Source organism: Mesorhizobium sp. LjRoot246, from assembly GCF_964254115.1.
In the GTDB taxonomy this organism is placed as follows: domain Bacteria; phylum Pseudomonadota; class Alphaproteobacteria; order Rhizobiales; family Rhizobiaceae; genus Mesorhizobium.
On the sequence record NZ_CAXUSN020000001.1, the window covers coordinates 2,296,364 to 2,315,422 of the forward strand.

Here is a 19,059-nt window from a genome sequence, read left to right on the forward strand (position 1 = left end):
CCGAACAGAGCCCGGTCAGAGCAAAGGCTGAATGGCGGCGCAGACGCCTTTCAGGGCTTCTTCGACATTGGCGTCGGCCCGCCACAGCGCGTCGACCCGCGGCGCCATCGCAGCGAATATCTGCGGCACCCGCTCATGCGATGGATGAACGCGGCCGTTGGCGATTGCGGCGGCGACACTCTTCATCTGCTCGGGTGGGATCAGCTTGTTGGAATTGACGAAGGCGTCGCTCTCCAGAACGCTCTTGCGGGCCGGCGGGAAGAACTGGGCCATGATCGCCACATTGTCCATGCTGGTCATTTCGGCAACCAGTTGAGCGGCGAGGTCCTTGTTCTTGCCCGATTCAAAGACCGTTAGGGCGGCCTGGCCGATGACCGGAGCCTCACCGGCCGGTCCCGAGGGCAGGGGCGCGATGCCCCATTTGAAGCCCGCCTCCGGCATCTTCGACGCTCGCGAGATCTGGTTTATGGTCATAGCGGAATTGCCTGAGAAGTAATCGCCCTGTTCTCCAGGCGGCACAATCGACTTGTCCTTGAACACCATGTCATGAAGTTGCTTGACCGCAGCCACCGCTTCCGGTTTGTCCAGGCCGCACTGGCCGTTCGCCCACAGCTCTCCGCCATAGGCGCGCACGGGCGGCAGCAGAGCGTGCGTCATCCGTGATGCGTAGCCTTCGCCGTCCTTGAACTCAAAGCCCCATTTTCCGGGATTGGCCTCGGCGATCTTCTTGGCGACCTCCTGGAATTTCTGCATGTTCCACTCGCCCTTTGCGGCGAGCTGATTGGGGTCTTCGAGACCCGCTTTGTCGAACATGTCCTTATTGTAGTAGATCAGGAACGGCGAGGTCGAGAACGGCACGCCGTAGACCTTGCCGTCCTGCTGCCAGAGCGCCATCGCCGGCCGGGAGAAATCGTCGAAATTGTATCCCTCGGCCGCCTTGAGCGTCGGGCCGATGTCCATTAGCAGCCCAGCGTTCTCGAATGCCGGTGCCGCATCTTCCATCATCCAGGCGACGTCCGGGGCGTTGCCGCCGGCGACCTGAAAGGTGAGCTTCTGGGTATAGTCCGCGACCGGAACGGTCTCGAACTTCACCGTGACGCCCGGATGCTTGGCGATGAAGCCCGCGGCGATGCCGTTCAACATCTTGAGATGGGCCTCGCTGCCGGTCCATACGGTTACCCGGAGTTCCTGAGCCAGCGCCAGGGTCGACATGGCGCACAGCGCCAGGGCCGAAACTGCGAGCTTCATTGCGGTCTTCATGGTCTCCTCCAAAACGCTGATGGTCCAATCAACAACTGCGAATGCGATCAGAGCGGCCTGGCAAGCAGCGGCGTCTTGTCATGCCGTCACTCCGGGCAAGACGCCAGGTGCGTCGCCAATCGTCCAGCCGCCATCGACGGGGATGTCGGCTCCAGTGATGTAGCGGGCAGCATCGCTGCACAAGAAAACGAAAGCTCCGACGAGGTCGTCGGCCTGGCCGTGGCGTCCGGCGGGAATTTTTGCCGCAACCGCCTTGCGGAAAGCGGCGTCCCGGTAGCGCTCGGCCGTGGCCTCGGTTTCGATGGCGCCAGGCGATACCACATTCATTGTGACGCCATGCTGCGCGACATCCCGTGCGATGGCGCGCACTGCCGTCAGTTGCGCCGCCTTCAGCGACGCGTAGACGACTGTTTCGGCGCGTGGGCGCGTGGCCATGACGCTGCCGGTAGCAACCACGCGTCCCCATCCGCGCTTCGCCATGGCTGGAACAAGCCGCGCAGCCAAGGTGAGCAGCGCTGTGAAGTTTGCCGCGACATGCGCCTGTATATGTGCCTCGTCGACCTCGCCCCATGCACGGCGTCGTTCGATAGCACCATTCGAGATTAAGATGTCGATGGGGTCGGCACTGGCGACTTCGTCCGCAAAAGCCGACATCGCTTTGCCGTCTGTAAAATCGGCCTCAAAGATGGCGGTGCCATCGCCGATGGCGGCCGCCGTGTCGCGCGCGCCAGCGGCGTCGCCGAAATGATGCAGCGCGACCGAGGCTCCATGCTGGGCGAGGGTAATCGCAACCGCCCGACCGATGCCGGAACTGGCGCCGGTCACCAGCGCCCGCCGGCCAGCGAGGGAGAAACGGTCGTGACTCAAGCCGACTGCCCCCCGAGTTTGCCGGCCAACTCGAGCGAGGCAATGTCGGCAGCGTCGAAGTGCTCGTGAATGCGCCGGTCGGCGAGATCAGTGTCGCCCGCTGCGATCGCATCGTAGATTGCCTGGTGCCGTTCGACGGTGGCCAGCCAATCCGCGTTCGTGCGATTGGAGCGCCGCGAGAACAGCTCCGAAACCTCCCGCTGGACCGACCGCATACCTTCCATCTGGATGCGGATCATGGCGTTGCCCGTGGCCATGGCAAGGCCGAGGTGGAACTGTATGTCGGCTTCGGTGAAATCGCCGGGCTTACCAATGCCGTCCTGCATGTCGAGCACGGCCTGGTGCATTACTTCCAATCCTCTCGGATCGCGGCGCTCGGCGGCGAGCCGGGCGATGCCCACCTCGATGACGCGGCGCATTTCGTTGGCTTCCTGAAGCCGCGTCAGGCTGGAGCGGACCGCATAGGCGTAGATACGGTCCATCGGTTCGCCGCTGAGCGCCTTGGCGCGGGCGACCTTTCCCTGCTGCGTCGATACCAGACCTGCGCTGGTCAAGTGGCGCAGCGCCTCACGGGCGATCGGCTTGGAGACGCCGAATTCCCTGGCGATCTCGCCCTCCGGCGGCAACGCCTCGCCCGGGGCAATGCGTCCGTCGAACAGGGCCGCGGCGATGGCATCCGAGACGCCGTCCGCGAGGCGGGAAGGGCTCGCGAGTTTTGCGGCGAAAATCGACTTGCGTTCGGCGTCTGCGGGCATTCGGCATCCTCTCAGCAACTGCCTAGCACAATCGCGAACAACATAGCAACTAAGTTTGCCAGTTGCTATGTTGAGAAGTTGGCGTTATGAGAAATCGTCCGAAGGGGAAGTCTGGAGTCGATGCGCGTGAGCGATCCAATCGTGGCGGAGTCGCTGAAGATTGCCGAGGTGATTGCTCATCCCCTCAGTCAGATGCTGCCCAAGCCCACGGTCACGTCCTGGGGCGTTTATGAAAAGGTCTCGCTGGTTCTGGTTGAGGTGCGCACGACCGGGGGTATCGTCGGCGTCGGCGAAACCCTGGCGCGGTTCTCACCCAAGGCCTATGTCGAACTGATCGAAGGCTCGCTGACGCCGCGCCTTCTCGGCCAGGACGCGCGCAGCATCGGCGCTCTGTGGCAATCCATGCGCCGCGCACTGTCGGGCAGGGCGGGGGGCATGCTGATCGAGGCCATCGCCGGCGTGGACATTGCGCTTTGGGATATCCTTGGCAAGGCGGCCGGGCAGCCGGTCGCGAAGCTTCTTGGGGGCGTTGGACGCGATCGCATCGACGTCTACGCCGCCGCTGTCAATTGGGTCGACGATAAGGCCGCCGACGCTGAACTCGATCGCTATGTTGACGAGGGCTTTACGCGCATCAAGGTGAAGATGGCGCGGCCTGTGCGTGACGCCTGCAAACGTATCGAGCGCATCCGCAAGCGGGCCGGCGACGTGATCGGGCTCTGTGTCGACGCAAACTGGGCCTACAATCTCGACGAGGCTGTCGAGGTCGGCAGTGCGCTTTCGGCAAACGGCTATTTCTGGTTTGAGGAGCCGCTGCTGCCGGAGAACGAGCAGGGTTACGAAGAACTGCGCCGGCGCTGCGACGTGCCGCTGGCTGCAGGCGAGAGCAATTTCACCCTCGACCAGGCGCAACGCCTGATCGCCAATCGGACGCTGTCCGTGCTGCAACCAGACGTAGCGCGGGCGGGCGGCATCACGGAGACACGCCGCATGGCGGATTACGCCGCCGCCCATGACATCCGCTATGCGCCGCACATCGGCATGTCGGGCATCGTCTGCGAGACCGCGAGCGTCCATCTGGCTGCCGCGATGCCGAACTTCGCCGTCATGGAATGCGAATGCGACGCCAGTCCGTTCAAGACGAGTTTGGCCGATCTCGCTCCCGGGTGCCGCCGGCAGAAGAACGGAACGCTCGACGTCCCGGATCGGCCGGGACTCGGCATCGAAATCGACTGGGATGCCGTCAAGAAACTAAAAGCCGAATGAGGCCGTCGACCAGATGAAAATCCAGGCTCCGAACCCACCCGATACCCTGACAGAGGCGATGCGACTGGCGCTGCTGCGCGCCGATCCGGCGCTCAGCCGCTTCGACCCGCTGCCGCGGATTCTGTCGTTCGACGACTTCTCGCGTGGCCACTGCGGCTGGTCGCAGCTTGTCGGCAACTATGAGGACGATCTGGACACCATGCTGCCTGGTTACGCGCAGCATACAAGCGCAATGCTGTCGACGCTCGGACATTGGGACGCCGGCTCGCACGGGGGAATGGGCTCCTCCTACGCCTTGAAGGTCGCAACACGTCCGGTGCCTGGCGCACGCAACGTCGCCATCAAACGCCACACGTTCAGGAAACGCGGGCCGATCCGTTTCGAAATGTATTTTACCTTCAAGCCTGAGGCCAGCGAGCTGAAACTGTCCGAGACCGATGTGCGCTCCGTCGGCTTCCTGTTCGACCTGCAGGGTGGGGACAAAGACAGCCATGACGACCGGGTCATGCCGCATCTGCGCTTCCTGAATGCGCTCGACGGCCAACATCTGCAGAAATGGCAATACAAGCGTGAGACCGAGCGGATCATCCCGATCGGCACTGATAACAAGACGATCAGCCACTACCATCTGGCGTCGGAGAACTGGCTCGATCTTCCCGGTGGATCGCAGCGCCTCTGCTACAACGAGGTCCCCACCAAGGTGAACTGGACCTATCTGTGCTTCGACTTCGACCTGGAATCGATGACGGCGCTCGGGCTGCGCTGCAACGATCGCAGCTTCGATCTCTCGGGGTTCGATTCGATCCGCATTCCGGCGATGAAGAACCTTTGGTGCATGCTCAACTTCGCCCTGTTCGCGGAAACCGATGTTGCCAAACGAGCCTTCCTCTACATCGACTCCATTTGCATTTCAGGAGACTTCTGATGCTGCCCGAGAACTTCACCGCGGTCGTCTCGCGCAATGAATGCTGGCGTGGTGAAGCTGCCAGCGAGCCCTATGAGGCAGGGTGGGCGCGCGAGGCGATTTTCTTCGTGCGCGCGCTCAAAGAGCCTGTCGGATCCACTACGACGGCGTGGATCGAGGTTTCGCCGGACGGAATGCGTTGGCTGCGGGAAGGCACCGAATTTCCAATGCCGGACAAACGCGACGGCGTGGCAATGGCGCGGCTCGCCCACTTCGGCAACTGGCTGCGTGTCGCGGCGCATTTCGATGATGGTGCGGAATGTACCGTGCTGGTGACGCTGCATCTGAAGGCCTGAACCCAGCGCCTCGCCAGAGGCTCTGCCTGTGGCCGGCTAATCCTGCTTGTTCCCGGAGAAACCATGACTGACGCATACGCCACATTTGCCCAAGACAGCTTTGCCGGCAGAACCGTGCTGGTGACCGGCGCCGCGAGCGGCATGGGTTTCGAGACCGCCCGTGCATTCCTCTCCAAGGGGGCCGAAGTCGTCCTGTGCGACCGTGATGCGGAGGGTCTCAGCAAGCGTCACGACGAACTGAAAGGAATAGGTGCAACGTCGCATAAGGTGGTTGCCGACATGGGCGATCCCAACAGCATTAGGCGGATGTTCGACTATTGCGACGCCAATCTGGCGCGGCTCGACAATGTCGTCACCTGCGCGGCGATCATTACCGCCAAGAGAATCCCGGAACAGGATTGGGCGCACTGGCAGCGTGTGCTCGGCGTCAATCTGCTGGGCACCTTCTTCACCGTTCAGGGGGCGGTGCAGCGCATGCAAGGCAGTCCCAATGGTGGAAACATTGTCTGCGTGGCTTCTGACGCCGGCGTGCACGGTGGCGGTGGTCTCATCGCCGACACGGCCTATGCAGCTTCAAAGGCCGGCACGCTGTCGCTGGTGAAGTCCGTTGCGCGCGAACTGGCGGGAAAGAAGGTGCGCATCAACGCCCTCAATCCAGGGCCGACCGATTCGCCGATGCACTCGCATGTCGATCAGGCCCTCAAGGATCGCATCGCAGCCAACCTGCCGATTCGCCGCATGGGCCAGCCCGATGACATGGCTGCCGCGATCCTGTTCCTCTGTTCCGACGCCGCAAGTTTTGTCTACGGCGCGGCGCTCGACGTGGATGGTGGCTCGATGTTCCGCTGAGCAGCGTGCAACGGCCATGGCCTTTGCCTTCGGACGCCATACGCCGCTCTCAGTCGCTTTGGCCAGAAGTCCGCCCAACGAGACGCAAGCTGCCGCCAAGATCGATACGGACCTCGAGGTCAGGCATCTCGGAGCGTTCCGGTCGGTCGCCTAAGTTGGGCGTGCTCATGCGGCAGGAGCAGTTCTCCGGCTCCACTGTGTTTTGAGATCCATTGAAGATCGGCGGAATCGAAGTTGAAATCGCCGGGCGTCTAACCGCACTCCTGGGTGAGAATGCCTTCCCCAACGGCGTCAAAGCAGTGGGGGTAAGGTGGTAGCGGGAGCGCGCTACCGCCTTTCCCCGTACTCAGAAGACTTGCGGTATTTTCTACGGTGTTGCGCGTAATGGACCTGGCTTGGTGCTGTTAAAACCGGTGGGGAACAGGAAGGTCTGATCCGAAGCCGACGAACTTTTTCCACGACGCGAACGACGCTTCGCGCCCCCGGCATCTTTGCGCCAAAAGCGATATTGATGTTGGTTCCGCGCCAAAGGCGGACGAGCTCGTAACCGATTGAAGCAACCGGAGTTAGTATTTGCACGAGTAAGCGCAGTGACTCCGGAGGGCTTGGGCGCCCGCCACGGATCGCCGTAATCATCGAACTGGCTACCGCGGTAGCTTTCACTGCGGAGCGACAACTGACGTTCGGGGTCATAAGAAAAAGGCGGACTCTGGCACGGTTCTGGTCTATGCCGACGCTCGTTGCCGGTCCGCCGGCCTTTTGCAACTGGTCCATGAATGCAGCGCCAGCCCACGACGTCGAGCCTGTTACGCCGACTCAATCGTTCGGCCGTGGTGGATTTGATCCGCACCGAAGGAGTGGCATCACCATCGAGCCTCGCCGAGCGGCTGAACATCAGCCTGCCGACGGTGATGCGCGTGATCGAGGATCTGATCGCCGAGGATCTGGTCGCCTATGACGGCTTCGACGAGACGTCGCGGGGCCGTCCCCGGGCACGCATCAAGTTCCGCGGCGCGGCGCATGCGATCATCGGCATCGAGGCCGGCAAGGGCGAGTTCTATGGCGCCGTGGCCAATCTCGAGGGCGTCGTGCAGACCGAAATGCACGAGACCGCCGACGATGATGGCGAGCGCAATTTCGAAAAGCTGGTCGGCCTGATCCGCCGGCTGATGGCGGCCCCCCGCCCGCGCGGCCAGACTATTCGCGGCATCGGCATTGGCCTGCCCTCGATCGTCAGGCAGCCGGCGGGCGAAGTGGTGCTGACGCTCGGGCTTGGCTGGCACGACATGCCGTTGCGGGCGCGGCTCAGCGAGCATTTTCAGATGCCCATCATCGTCGAGAACGGGCGCAACCTCGCCGCCGTGGGCGAATGGGGATTCGGGGCCGGGCGTGGCGCCGACAGCGTCGTGAGCCTCTCGATCGGACCCGGCGCCGGCGCGGGCGTCGTCATCGACGGCAAGCTCTATGGCGGGCACTCGCATGCGGCGGGCGAACTCGGCTGGTATCTCGATGACCCCCTCCTCACCGGGCGGCCGTTCGAACATCTGGGCGACAAGCAATCGCTGCGCTTTTTCGGCATCCCCGAACAGGCGACCAAGATGCTCGAAGAGGCCAACACCCAGTATGCGGCGGGAAAGCTCACCCTGGCCGCCGTCACCGACCGGCAGGTGGACAAAATCGCGCCGGTTGTCACCGAGTTGCTCGACTATGCGACGATGGCGGTGGGCAGTGTTGCTGCCTTCATGAACCCGGAAATCATCGTACTGGCGGGCCGGGTCGTCGGCGGCGGTGATCTGGTGCTCGATGTGCTGCGGCACCGCCTCAAGGGCAATGTGTACGACCCGCCGCGCCTCGTGATAGGCGCGCTGGGGCACCGCGACATCGTGCTTGGAGCGGTGCGCCTGGTGCTCGATGCGACGACCCTCAACCCTGCCGACAGCCTCGTGATGGCCGACTAAGATCAATCGATCGCGATTGACAGCGACTGAATCTCGGCATTAAGTTTCTAACTGAAAGAAAAACCGCGCCCTGCATCGTGTGGGAGCGTATCTTTCGTGGGAGGACTTCAATGACGAAGATTTTCAATCCGCTTGGGCGGACGATGCAGCGTCGTGATTTCTTGAAAGTTGCGGGTGCGAGCGTTGCGGTAGCAGCCCTGCCGGCGGCGGTTCGCGCTGCCGATCCCGTCAAGGTGGTGCTGTGGTCGTGGGTGCCGGATCTCCAGCTTCAGGTCGACATGTTCAACGCCGCACATCCGGGCATCCAGGTCGAACTCGTGAATGCCGGCCAGGGGAACCCCGAATATCAGGCGGTCCGTGCGGGCCTGAAGGCGGGCAGCGGCCTGCCCGACGTCGTCCAGATCGAATACCAGCTCCTCGAGACCTTCCGCCAGGTCGACGCCTTCGCCGACATCGGCCCGTACGCCAATGCCCATAAGGGCGAGTTCCCCGAAGGCTTGTGGACGCAGGTCGCCAAGGGCGATGTGGTCAACGGCATGCCGCAGGATTACGGTCCGATGGCGATGCTCTATCACAAGGACATCTTCGACAGGCATGGGATCACGCCGCCCACCACCTGGGCCGAGTTTGCCGATGCGGGCAAGAAGATCCATGCGGCCGATCCGAATGTGTTCATCACCGACGCGCCGTTCGGAGCCAATGCCGACTGGGTCTTGGGTCTGTTGTGGCCGATGGGCTGGAAGCCGGTCAGCCGCGATGGCGACAAGCTCGCGATCAACATCAACGACAAGATTGCTAAGGACTTCGCCGCCTATTGGCAGGACCTTATTACCGCCGGTGTCATCGAGACCAAGCCGGGCTTCAACAATGAGTGGTACACCGGCCTCGACTCGGGCCGCTATGCCACCTGGCTCGCTGCCGGCTGGGGTCCGCTGTTCCTGACCTCGGTCGCCAAGACCAGCGTGGGCAAGTGGCGTGCCGCCGATCTGCCCCAGTGGGACGCGAGCAAGTTCGCGACTGGCGCTTGGGGTGGCTCAGCGCTGGCCGTGATGAAAACGACCCAGCATCTGCCCGAGGCCGCCGAAGTCGCGATCTGGCTGAACATTAATCCCGAAGCCACAAAGCTCTACACCACCAAGCAAAACTTCTTCCCCTGTACCCGCGCGCTGCTGTCGGACCCGGAATGGGCGAACGCCAAGCCGGATTTCTTCGGCGGCCAGGCGGTGAACGAAGTGTTCGCCAAATCGGCGAATGCCGTGGCGCCGTTTGAGTGGAGCCCGTTCCAGGACTTCCTCTACCAGTCGATGTCCGATGAATTCGGCGCCTCGATCGGCGGCAAGGGCACGCTGTCGGATGCGTTCGACCGCATCCAGGACGCCGTGGTCACCTACGCGAAGGAACAAGGCTTCACCGTCGGCTAACTCCTCCCGGGCAACGGCCGGGCGCGCTTGACCGGCGCGCCCGATCTCTTCATCTTGCCGGACGGGGGACCATGGCAATGTCGAATTCGCCAGCCGCGGCGACGCGCCCAGCGCGATCGGGCGGTTTTACGTTACGAAAGCTCACGCCCTATCTGTTCCTGGCGCCCTTCGTGCTGCTGTTTATCGCCTTCATCGTCGCGCCGCTGGTCTATGCGTTCTATATGAGCCTCTACCGCGACACGCTGGTGGGCGGACGGCAATTCGCGGGTGTAGCCAGCTACATCAAGGTCACGGGCGACGCCAAATTCTGGGGCGGCGTGTGGAACCTCGTTCTGTTCGGCATCGTGCAGGTGCCGATCATGCTGGGCCTGGCGCTGTTGTTCGCCATCGTGCTCGATCGTGGCCAGGTCTATGCCAAGGGCGTCTTCCGGCTCGGCTTCTTCCTCCCCTACGCCGTGCCGAGCGTGATCGCGACGATCATCTGGGGTTATCTCTACGGCCCCAACTTCGGCCCGTTCACGCAGATGGCCAAGGCGTTCAACCTGCCGCCGCCGGACTTCCTGTCGCCGGGCGTGATGATCTTCTCATTGGCCAATATGGTGACGTGGGAATATGTCGGCTACAATATGGTGATCTACTACGCCGCGCTGAAGGCGATCCCGTCGGACCTCGCCGAGGCCGCGCGGATCGATGGCGCCTCGCCCTGGCAATTTGCGCGGCTGATCCAGCTGCCGCTGCTGTGGCCGGCGATCCTGCTCACCATCATCTTTTCGATCAACGGCACACTGCAGCTGTTCAATGAGCCGTATTTGATGCGCTCGCTCGCCAGTAACACCATCAATTCGAGCTACACGCCGAACCTCTATGCCTATTCGCTGGCGACTCAGAACCAGCAGTATGGCTATGCGGCCGCCGTCTCGTTCGTGCTTGGCATCGTGATCGCCGGTGCCTCCTACATCTTCACCCTGATCACCAACCGCCGTCGGCCGGAGCAATGATGACTGCGACCACCGACATTGCCACTTTCGACGCTGCCAGGCGCCGGCCCGGCGAACGGCGGCGCTCGCGGATCATCCTCACGCTGCTGCTGTCACTGTTCCTTGTCTACAGCTTCGTGCCGCTGGTCTATCTGGTCCTATCGGCAACGAAGACGAATGGCGACCTGTTCGCCACGTTCGGCTTCGGCTTCGGCACCGAGTTCAACCTCTGGCAGAATCTGAGCGATCTGTTCAGCCGCGACAATGGCATCTTCTCGCGCTGGATGTTCAACAGCGTGCTCTATTCGACCGTCGCCGGGCTCGGTGCCGCGATCTTTTCTACCGCGGCAGGCTATGCGTTCGCCAAGTTCAAGTTCCGCGGGCGAAATCTAACCTTTGGGCTCGTGCTGGGCGCGGTGTTTGTCCCGCAGACGGCCCTCGTCGTGCCGATCTTCCTGCTGCTGGCGCTGTCGGGTCTCAGCGACAATCCGCTGGGCGTGATCCTGCCCTCGATGATCTCGCCGATCGGCGTCTATCTGATGCGCGTCTATATCGAGCAGGGCGTCGACGACGAATTGCTCGACGCAGCGCGTCTCGATGGCGCCGGCGAGTTCGTGATCTTCCGTGCCATCGTGCTGCGGCTGGTGGCGCCGGGCATGGTGACCGTGGCGCTGCTCTCGTTCGTCGGGACCTGGAACAATTACTTCCTGCCGCTGATCGTGCTGCGCTCGCCGGAGTATCAGCCGATCACGGTGGGCCTTGCGAGCTGGTATCAGCTCGCGCAGCAGGGCGGTGGCGGCGGACAGGTGCTGTTCTCGATCATCATCACCGGCGCGCTGGTCAGCATCATCCCGGTCATCGTGGTGTTCCTGCTGCTGCAGCGGTTCTGGCAGGGCGGCCTCACCGCCGGCGCCATCAAATAGACTATCGCCTGGAGTTTTCCGACTATGACGACTGCCTCGAAATCCGCGCCGCTCTCTGTCTGGCGGCCGATCGCGACCGACACTTTCCTCGTCGGTACCCCGCATTACCCGGAGCATGTCGATGAGAGCTATTGGCAGCGCGACGCCGACCGCATGGCAGCCGCGGGCTTCAACGCGGTGCGACTTGCGGAATTCGCCTGGCATATTATCGAGCCGCATGAGGGGACGTTCGACTTCGATTTGTTCGACCGCGCCATAGATGGGCTGGGCAAGGCTGGCATCAAGACCATCATGTGCACGCCGACGGCGACGCCGCCGCGCTGGCTGACGGCGCGTTATCCCGAAGTGTTGCGCGTCGATGCCAATGGCCGCGCCATGAGCCATGGCTCGCGCCAGCACGCCAATCTTGCGAGCGGAGTGTTCCGCGAGCATTCGAAGCGCATCACTAAAGCGATGGCCGAGCATTATCGCGGCAATTCGCACATCATCGGCTGGCAGACGGACAATGAGTTCAATACCTCTGGATCGCTGTCCTACGGTCCGGTGACTCTGGCCGAGTTCCAGGCCTTCCTCAATGACAAGTACAAGACCATCGCCGCGCTCAACGATGCGTGGGGCGGGCATTTCTGGGCCACCGCCTACGACGATTTCGATCAAGTGGTGCTGCCGCTCGACTACGCCCCTGCACCGGTCGGGCCGACCCATGTGGTCGACTATCACCGCTTCCTCGCCTTCGTCACGGCGCGGTTCCAGCACGATCAGGTGCTGATCCTGCGCGCCACCAATCCAGACTGGTTCGTCTTCCACAATCTGGGGCGGATCGACGACATCGACTTCCGCGGCGAGTTCTCGACCGATCTCGATTTTCTCGGCTTCGACATCTACCCGCATCTCGATGACGAGATGCAGCGGGCCGGCGGCGTCGGCGAGGCGCAGGCGCTGCGTCTCGACATCTGCCGCGGCTTCACCGGCAATTTCATCGTGCCCGAGCAGCAATCGGGCTTCGGTGCGCAGCCGAACTTCTCGACGCTGACGCCCGAACCCGGCGAGATGCGCCGCATGGCCTATACGTCAGTGGCGCGCGGCGCCGATGGCGTGATGTTCTTCCGCTGGCGGCCGGCGCATTTCGGCGCCGAGATCTATTGGATGGGCATCATCGATCACGACGACATCCCGCGGCGGCGCTATGACGAGGCCAAGCAGTTTGCGGGTGAGGTCACGGCGCTCAAGGACAAGATCCTCGGCACGCATGTGCGCATGGATTTGGGCATCGCCGGATCAGATTTCGACAATCAGGAGATGCACCGCTCCTACCCCATCGGCATGCCGAGCCCGCAGGACGATGCGACGCTGCTGCACCGCTATTGCTACCGCCACAACATCGCCTGCGGCTTCATCCATCCCGAGGATGATCTCAGCAAGCTCAAGGCGCTCTACGTGCCGCATTGGCTGAAATGGCCCGATGCATGGACGGCGCGGATCGAGGCCTTCGCTAAGGCGGGTGGAACGGTAATCCTGGGAGGCCGCACCGGATCACGCGACGTTAACAACCACGTCATCCGCGACACCTCGCCGGGCAAGACGCTCTCGGCGCTGGCCGGGATCACGGTCGAGGAGTTCGGGTTGCTGACGCCGATCGGCGGCGACGGAATGTTCGAGCATGGCGGCCGCTTCGGCGCCAACACGGTGCGCAAGAAGCTGCCGGCGACGTCGGCGAGCCGCCAATACGAGCTCAAGATCAGGAATGCGCAGGTGACGGCGGCGCATCTTTATGAGCTGCTTAACGTCGCGCCCGGCACGGACGTTATCGGCAGATGGGCCAGCCGCTTCGCCGAGGGCCAAGCCGCGATGACTTCGCGCAAAGTCGGCAAGGGCAATGTGATCTACCTCGGCACGTACCTCAGCGATGCCCTGGTCGAGGTGCTGGCCGATCAGGTGCTGGCGCCCGCCGGTATCGTGCCGCTCATCGCCGACATGCCGGCCGGTGTCGAAGCGACCATCCGCGAGAGCAAGGACCGCCGGCTGCTGTTCATCCTCAACACGCTGGGCGAGTTGGCAAGCATCCGCAATGTCCCCGCGGGCAAGGATCTGCTCGGCGATGTCAAAGTACGCGGCGGTAAGCTGTCGCTCCCGGCCTATGGCTGCAGCATCATCGAACTCGACTAGGGATATTGTCGCGAGGCCTTGGGAAACGCTCCATATCTTCTGTCCCAGTGATCTTAGATTGGGCAGCAATCTCCACTCTAGGCATCTTTGTGCCGCCAGGTGCCACGACTTTCGGTGCGACCGTCACGAACACGCTCCTTTCGATGAGAAGCCGTACCGCGTTTGCGCCAAGTTCGGGTCCCGACTGATCGAAACTTGTCATGGAGGCGATACTCAGATCGCAAAAGGTGACCCATTATTGCCACGTCGCCTGGCACATGCAGACCCAGCTCCCTGGCAACGCTCAAAACCTCGAAAGCGACGAAATCCGTCCAACAAAAGACCGAAGTCTCACATGTCCGCTTGCGTGCTGGGTACCCTAGCAGCGGACGGTCCGCTCCGGCCCACTGCGGTCATTTGAGAACCGGCGGCGAATGACCGCTACTGGTAGTGACACTTAAGGCAGGCTGCGGCTCGTAAAGGCCCCAGCAGTTCGAGTATGGTAGCGGTAGAGTTTTGAACCCCGAAGCGAAACGTGTTTGTTATCAACCAGTTGACAGAAATCAAGCCTGTCAGGAGTTTCATTCCTGGCTTTTCTGTCCCCAAAATCTATAACAAAATCACTCAGTTAGATGAATGAAATGGTAGCGGGAGAGGGACTTGAACCCCCGACCCCAGGATTATGATTCCCGTGCTCTAACCAACTGAGCTACCCCGCCAGGGCGGCGAAAGGCCCGAAATCCGCCTCAAATCGAAAGGCATGTCGGGGGCGTTCGCCAAGGTCGCGCGGATATAAGGTTGGGAGGGTGAGCCTGTCAAGCTTCGAAGCAACCGGCTTGCCGGCTTATCGTCATTATCGAAATGCTTTGCCGCACGGACATTTGGTTGCTGCCGCCGGGGTTGAGTTCGAAGGGGCACGTCGCTATGTCTCGGCCACGAGTTTTTAGAGTTTGAAACAGATGAAGCCGCGCATTGCAGTCCTCGGTTGCGGATACTGGGGCAGCAACCACATCCGCACTCTCAAGGCGCTCGGCGCGCTGCACGCGGTCTCCGACACCAACCGGGCTCGCGCCGAAGGCTTTGCCAGCGAGCAGGACTGCCTGGCGATCGAGCCGGACCAGTTGTTCGTCCGTGACGATATCGACGCCATCGTCATGGCACTGCCGCCGCAATTCCATGCCGACCTTGCGGTGCGTGCCGTCGAGAGCGGCAAGGACGTGCTGGTGGAAAAGCCGATCGCGCTGACGGTGGCGGATGCCGAGCGTGCGGTGCAGGCGGCCAAGGACAATGGCCGCGTCTTCATGGTCGGCCATGTGCTGCGGTTCCATCCGGCGTTCGAGACGCTGAAAGGGCTGATCGACAAGGGCGAGCTTGGCGAAGTCCGCTACATCCACTCGCACCGGCTCGGGCTTGGCAAGTTCCATACGGAGAACGACGCGCTGTGGGACCTGGCGCCGCACGATTTGTCGATGATCCTGGCGATCACCGGCACCGAGCCGATCGAGGTGCGCGGCGAGGGCGCTGCGTTGCTCGACAACCTCAGCGACTTCGCGCATCTGCACATGCGCTTTCCCAACGGCCTGCGCAGCCATCTCTTCACCTCGCGGCTCAATCCCTATCGCGAGCGGCGGCTGACCGTGGTCGGCACCAAGGCTATGGCGGTGTTCGACGACGTCGAGCCATGGGAACGCAAGCTTGCCGTCTACCGTCACGCGGTATGGCAGGATAGCGGCCAATGGGCCTTCACCACCAATGAGCCGTCCTATGTCGCGGTCGCCCAAGGCATGCCGCTGACGCGTGAGCTGGAGCATTTCATCCAGTGCATCGAGACGCGAGCCGAGCCGCGCACCAGCGGCGAGGAAGCCGTCAGGGTGCTACGCATCCTGACGGCGGGCACCGTCACCCACACCAAATCCTGAGACCGTTTGGAAATTCTACTCCGGCGGCCATCTGGTGGCGTTTTCTGCGCTTCCCCGTTCTACTGCGTCGACGCAGTAGAACTGAGCTCACGGACCCAATGTCCGCTGCGCTCCGGTTCTCGAAAACACCACTATATGACTCGCCAGAGCGAATTTCGAAAGGTCTGCGAGAGGACGGAGCCCTATTCCGCGGGAATCTGGGCCGGCTTGGCGGCAAGCCGGGTCAGCATGGCTTCTGCCTCGGCGCCGCGCTCCGAACGCTCGATGAAGCCGCCGCCGAAGACGCGGGCCTCGTTGCCGTCATCGGAATAGAGCACGCAGGCCTGTCCCGGCGCGATGCCGGACTCGCCGTCGACCAGCTCCACCCACGTGGCGTCGGCACGATGATGCAGCACGGCCGGGCGCGGCGGCCGCGTCGAGCGAACCTTCGCGAACAGCTCCAGGCCGCCGGCGGGGACATCCGCGAGCGGTCCGTCGCCCAGCCAGTTCATGTTGCGCAGATAGATCTTGTGCGTCTCCAGCGCCTCGCGCGGGCCAACCACGACACGGGCGCGGTCGGCGTCGAGATGGACGACGTAAAGCGGCTCGCCGGAAGCGATGCCGATGCCGCGGCGTTGGCCGATCGTGTAGCGCAGGATGCCCTCATGGCGGCCGAGCACACGGCCGTCGATGTGGACGATGTCGCCCGGATTGGCGGCGGTCGGCTTCAGCTTGGCGATGATGTCGGAATATTTGCCCTGCGGCACGAAGCAGATGTCCTGGCTGTCCTGCTTGGCTGCAACCGTCAGCCCCATCTCCTCGGCAATGGCACGAACCTGCGGCTTCGACAGGCCGCCGAGAGGAAAGCGCAGATAATCGATTTGCGCCTGCGTGGTGGCGAACAGGAAATAGCTCTGGTCACGGTCGGCGTCGACCGGCCGATAAAGCGCGCGGTGGATGCCATTGGCGCCGGAACGGATGTAGTGGCCGGTGGCGAGCGCGTCGGCGCCAAGCTCCTTGGCGGTGGCCAGCAGGTCGGCGAACTTCACCGTCTGGTTGCAGGAAACGCACGGGATCGGCGTCTCGCCGGCGACATAGCTCTCGGCAAAGGGATCGATGACCGCCTTGCGGAAGCGCTCCTCGTAATCGAGCACATAATGCGGGATGCCGAGCGTCTCGGAGACGCGGCGGGCATCGTCGATGTCCTGCCCGGCGCAGCATGAACCGGCCCGGTGCGTCGCCGCGCCATGATCGTAGAGCTGCAAGGTGACGCCGACGACATCATAGCCTTCGCGCTTCAGCAGGCCAGCGACGACCGATGAATCGACGCCGCCCGACATGGCGACGACGATACGGGTGTTTTCGGGACGTCCGGGGAGATCGAGACTGTTCATGATGCTTTCGTTCTGCGCGGCGCCTCAATGCCAATGTCGAGAATATAGGTCAAGCTTTATGGCCGCGCCAGCGTGCAGGGCGATTCATCGGTTGCGGCCGATCCCTGCGACGGCATGCATTTTCCCCCCGCAAATCAGGATTGGCGGGCAGACGATTCAAATGCCAGCGAAAAGACTAACGCGGCGTTCATGATCCTTACCTAGTCATTAGGGTCTGCTTAGGCAATTTTTAAAGCTGTGGCGGTAACGTGGCGGGGATTGGGTCTTTGAGTTTTTTGTAGAGAGTACGATGACCGATCTTGTTAGACCGAGAGTCAAATATGTTATCGGGCCTGACGGCAGCCCTCTTACGATTGCCGATCTGCCGCCGACGAATACGCGTCGCTGGGTTATCCGGCGCAAGGCGGAAGTGGTTGCGGCGGTGCGCGGCGGGCTTTTGAGCCTGGAAGAGGCGTGCCAGCGCTACAAGCTCACCACCGAGGAATTCCTGTCCTGGCAGGCGTCGATCGACGAATATGGCCTTGCCGGGCTGCGCACGACGCGTATCCAGCAATACCGGCACTGATAGTTGCGAATTTAGATGAAGGGCGCGGCTTTGCCGCGCCCTTGCATTTTTTCACAATCACTGTGCCCGCGTTCAGACCGTCAGCACAACCTTGCCGATCGGCTTGGTGGCGAGGAGCGCGTGAGCAGCCCCCGCCTGGTCCAGCGGAAAGCTCTCGGCCACATGGACGACGAGTTTGTTGGCATCGATCAACCGAGCCAGTTCCAGCAGCCCCTCCCTGTCGGGTACGACGGACATGCGCTCGACCCGGATGTCTCGCGCACTGGCCTGCGTTCGAGTGGCGTTGCTGACATCGAGCAATGACACCAGCACGCCGCCACGCTTGAGCACCTTCAGCGAGCGTTCGGCATGGTCGCCGCCCAGGGGATCCAGCACCAGATCGATGTCGCGAACCTGGTCGGTGAAATCGGCCTTGGTATAGTCGAGCACCTCGTCGGCGCCGAGTTTGCGGACGAAATCGAGCTTGGCCGGGCTGGCCGTGGCGACGACGTAGGCGCTGCGCGCCTTGGCGATCTGCACCGCCAGATGACCGACGCCGCCGGCTCCCGCATGCACCAATACGCGCTGACCCGGTTTCAGTCCGCCATGGCGGACAAGGCCTTGCCAGGCGGTGAGGCCGGCCAGCGGCAAAGCGCCTGCCTGGAGGTGGCCGGCACTCTTCGGCTTCAGTGCGATTTCATTGGCGGGCACGGCGGCCAGTTCTGCATAAGCCGCCGCCTGCTTGGGAAAGCGCGGCATGCCGAACACCTCGTCGCCGATCCGGAAGCCGGAAACTCCGGCGCCCAGTGCTTCGACCGTTCCCGAGATATCCCAACCCAGGATGAAGGGCGGCTCGCCGAGCAACGGGTAGTAGCCGGCACGGACGGCGCCATCGACCGGATTGATGCCTGCGGCCTTGACGCGGACCAGCACTTCGCCGGCCTTTGGCGTGGGATCGGGCCGATCGGCAATGACAAGGACGTCGGGTCCGCCGACGGAATTCTGGGTAGCGGCACGCATTGGGATGTCTCCTGCTTGGTTTGTGCCACTATCATTTGGATAGTAATAGTCTCTTGTCCAGTATGTACCTTTCTGATATATACGCACCTCATGGATAGTGAAGACGACTGCGGTTTCGGCTATGACGTGTTCCGGCGAACGTGTCCTTCGCACACCGTGCTGGAGATGCTGGCCAGCAAATGGGTCTACCTGGTGGTTTGCGCGCTGCGCAAAGGTCGGATGCGCAATGGCGAGCTTGCCCGCAAGCTCGAAGGCATCACGCCGAAGATGCTGACGCAGACGCTGCGCGTGCTCGAGCGTGACGGCCTGGTGCGGCGCGAGATCTTCCCGGTCATCCCGCCGCGCGTCGAATATGAGTTGACTGAGCTCGGCCAGAACTTGGCGGGACTGCTTACCCAGATCAGATCATGGGCGGAGCAGCATGCACCTGATATCAAGGATGCCCGTGCAAGGGCAATTGCCGACAGGGAAGGGGATTGGGCCGCCTAGACAGCGTTCAGGTCGGTTCGGTTGAACTTTTCA

Annotated in this window: 17 protein-coding genes and 1 tRNA gene; 12 read left to right on the plus strand and 6 right to left on the minus strand. The window is 62.6% G+C overall.

Annotated features, from left to right (window positions below; translation table 11 throughout):
- Positions 1–15 precede the first annotated feature (15 nt).
- From ACSQ3L_RS11015 to ACSQ3L_RS11025, 3 genes are all read right to left on the minus strand, one after another.
- The gene (locus ACSQ3L_RS11015; RefSeq protein WP_436159967.1) at positions 16–1,260 is read right to left on the minus strand and encodes an ABC transporter substrate-binding protein; all 1,245 of its coding nucleotides are present in this window, start codon (positions 1,258–1,260) and stop codon (positions 16–18) included.
- Between the two features lie 78 nt (positions 1,261–1,338).
- Positions 1,339–2,127, minus strand: coding sequence for an SDR family NAD(P)-dependent oxidoreductase (locus ACSQ3L_RS11020; protein ID WP_436159968.1), 789 nt, complete (start codon positions 2,125–2,127; stop codon positions 1,339–1,341).
- Complete coding sequence (locus ACSQ3L_RS11025; RefSeq protein ID WP_436159969.1) at positions 2,124–2,882, minus strand: FadR/GntR family transcriptional regulator; 759 nt, start codon at positions 2,880–2,882, stop codon at positions 2,124–2,126. The genes ACSQ3L_RS11020 and ACSQ3L_RS11025 overlap by 4 nt, the downstream gene beginning before the upstream one ends.
- 126 nt (positions 2,883–3,008) lie before the next feature.
- On the opposite strand from ACSQ3L_RS11025, the gene ACSQ3L_RS11030 reads away from it, so the two are divergent.
- From ACSQ3L_RS11030 to ACSQ3L_RS11070, 9 genes are all read left to right on the plus strand, one after another.
- Complete coding sequence (locus ACSQ3L_RS11030) at positions 3,009–4,148, plus strand: mandelate racemase/muconate lactonizing enzyme family protein (protein WP_436159970.1); 1,140 nt, start codon at positions 3,009–3,011, stop codon at positions 4,146–4,148.
- A 58-nt stretch (positions 4,149–4,206) separates the two neighbouring features.
- Positions 4,207–5,073, plus strand: a complete 867-nt coding sequence (locus tag ACSQ3L_RS11035) for a DUF6772 family protein (RefSeq protein ID WP_436163412.1) — start codon at positions 4,207–4,209, stop codon at positions 5,071–5,073.
- Positions 5,073–5,408 (plus strand): hypothetical protein, encoded by a 336-nt coding sequence (locus ACSQ3L_RS11040; protein WP_436159971.1) that lies wholly within the window; start codon positions 5,073–5,075, stop codon positions 5,406–5,408. The genes ACSQ3L_RS11035 and ACSQ3L_RS11040 overlap by 1 nt, the downstream gene beginning before the upstream one ends.
- Before the next feature lie 141 nt (positions 5,409–5,549).
- Complete coding sequence (locus ACSQ3L_RS11045) at positions 5,550–6,257, plus strand: SDR family NAD(P)-dependent oxidoreductase (RefSeq protein WP_436163413.1); 708 nt, start codon at positions 5,550–5,552, stop codon at positions 6,255–6,257.
- Positions 6,258–7,033: 776 nt separating this feature from the next.
- Entirely contained in the window at positions 7,034–8,215 is a 1,182-nt protein-coding gene (locus tag ACSQ3L_RS11050; RefSeq protein WP_436159972.1) for an ROK family protein, read from the plus strand.
- A 110-nt stretch (positions 8,216–8,325) separates the two neighbouring features.
- Positions 8,326–9,636 carry an ABC transporter substrate-binding protein gene (locus tag ACSQ3L_RS11055; RefSeq protein WP_436159973.1) on the plus strand — a complete coding sequence of 437 codons (1,311 nt, stop codon included), beginning with the start codon at positions 8,326–8,328 and terminating at the stop codon, positions 9,634–9,636.
- Between the two features lie 77 nt (positions 9,637–9,713).
- Positions 9,714–10,634, plus strand: a complete 921-nt coding sequence (locus tag ACSQ3L_RS11060) for a carbohydrate ABC transporter permease (protein ID WP_436159974.1) — start codon at positions 9,714–9,716, stop codon at positions 10,632–10,634.
- Positions 10,634–11,536 (plus strand): carbohydrate ABC transporter permease, encoded by a 903-nt coding sequence (locus tag ACSQ3L_RS11065; protein WP_436159975.1) that lies wholly within the window; start codon positions 10,634–10,636, stop codon positions 11,534–11,536. Before ACSQ3L_RS11060 ends, ACSQ3L_RS11065 begins: the two co-directional genes overlap by 1 nt.
- Before the next feature lie 24 nt (positions 11,537–11,560).
- A complete protein-coding gene (locus ACSQ3L_RS11070) occupies positions 11,561–13,702 on the plus strand; it encodes a beta-galactosidase (RefSeq protein ID WP_436159976.1) in 2,142 nt (713 codons plus the stop codon).
- A gap of 621 nt (positions 13,703–14,323) precedes the next feature.
- Here ACSQ3L_RS11070 and ACSQ3L_RS11075 read toward each other — a convergent pair.
- A tRNA-Met gene (locus ACSQ3L_RS11075) sits at positions 14,324–14,400 on the minus strand.
- Positions 14,401–14,640: 240 nt separating this feature from the next.
- Here ACSQ3L_RS11075 and ACSQ3L_RS11080 point away from each other — a divergent pair.
- Entirely contained in the window at positions 14,641–15,600 is a 960-nt protein-coding gene (locus ACSQ3L_RS11080; RefSeq protein WP_436159977.1) for a Gfo/Idh/MocA family protein, read from the plus strand.
- 182 nt (positions 15,601–15,782) lie between these two features.
- Here the strand turns inward: ACSQ3L_RS11080 and mnmA are convergent, their stop codons facing one another.
- Entirely contained in the window at positions 15,783–16,973 is a 1,191-nt protein-coding gene (gene mnmA / locus ACSQ3L_RS11085) for a tRNA 2-thiouridine(34) synthase MnmA (protein WP_436159978.1), read from the minus strand.
- A gap of 289 nt (positions 16,974–17,262) precedes the next feature.
- On the opposite strand from mnmA, the gene sciP reads away from it, so the two are divergent.
- Complete coding sequence (gene sciP / locus ACSQ3L_RS11090; RefSeq protein ID WP_006203587.1) at positions 17,263–17,538, plus strand: CtrA inhibitor SciP; 276 nt, start codon at positions 17,263–17,265, stop codon at positions 17,536–17,538.
- Between the two features lie 72 nt (positions 17,539–17,610).
- On the opposite strand, the gene ACSQ3L_RS11095 is transcribed toward sciP, so the two are convergent.
- Positions 17,611–18,537 (minus strand): NADP-dependent oxidoreductase, encoded by a 927-nt coding sequence (locus ACSQ3L_RS11095; RefSeq protein ID WP_436159979.1) that lies wholly within the window; start codon positions 18,535–18,537, stop codon positions 17,611–17,613.
- A 90-nt stretch (positions 18,538–18,627) separates the two neighbouring features.
- Between ACSQ3L_RS11095 and ACSQ3L_RS11100 the strand changes: the two genes are divergently transcribed.
- Complete coding sequence (locus ACSQ3L_RS11100; protein WP_436159980.1) at positions 18,628–19,026, plus strand: winged helix-turn-helix transcriptional regulator; 399 nt, start codon at positions 18,628–18,630, stop codon at positions 19,024–19,026.
- Positions 19,027–19,059 lie beyond the last annotated feature (33 nt).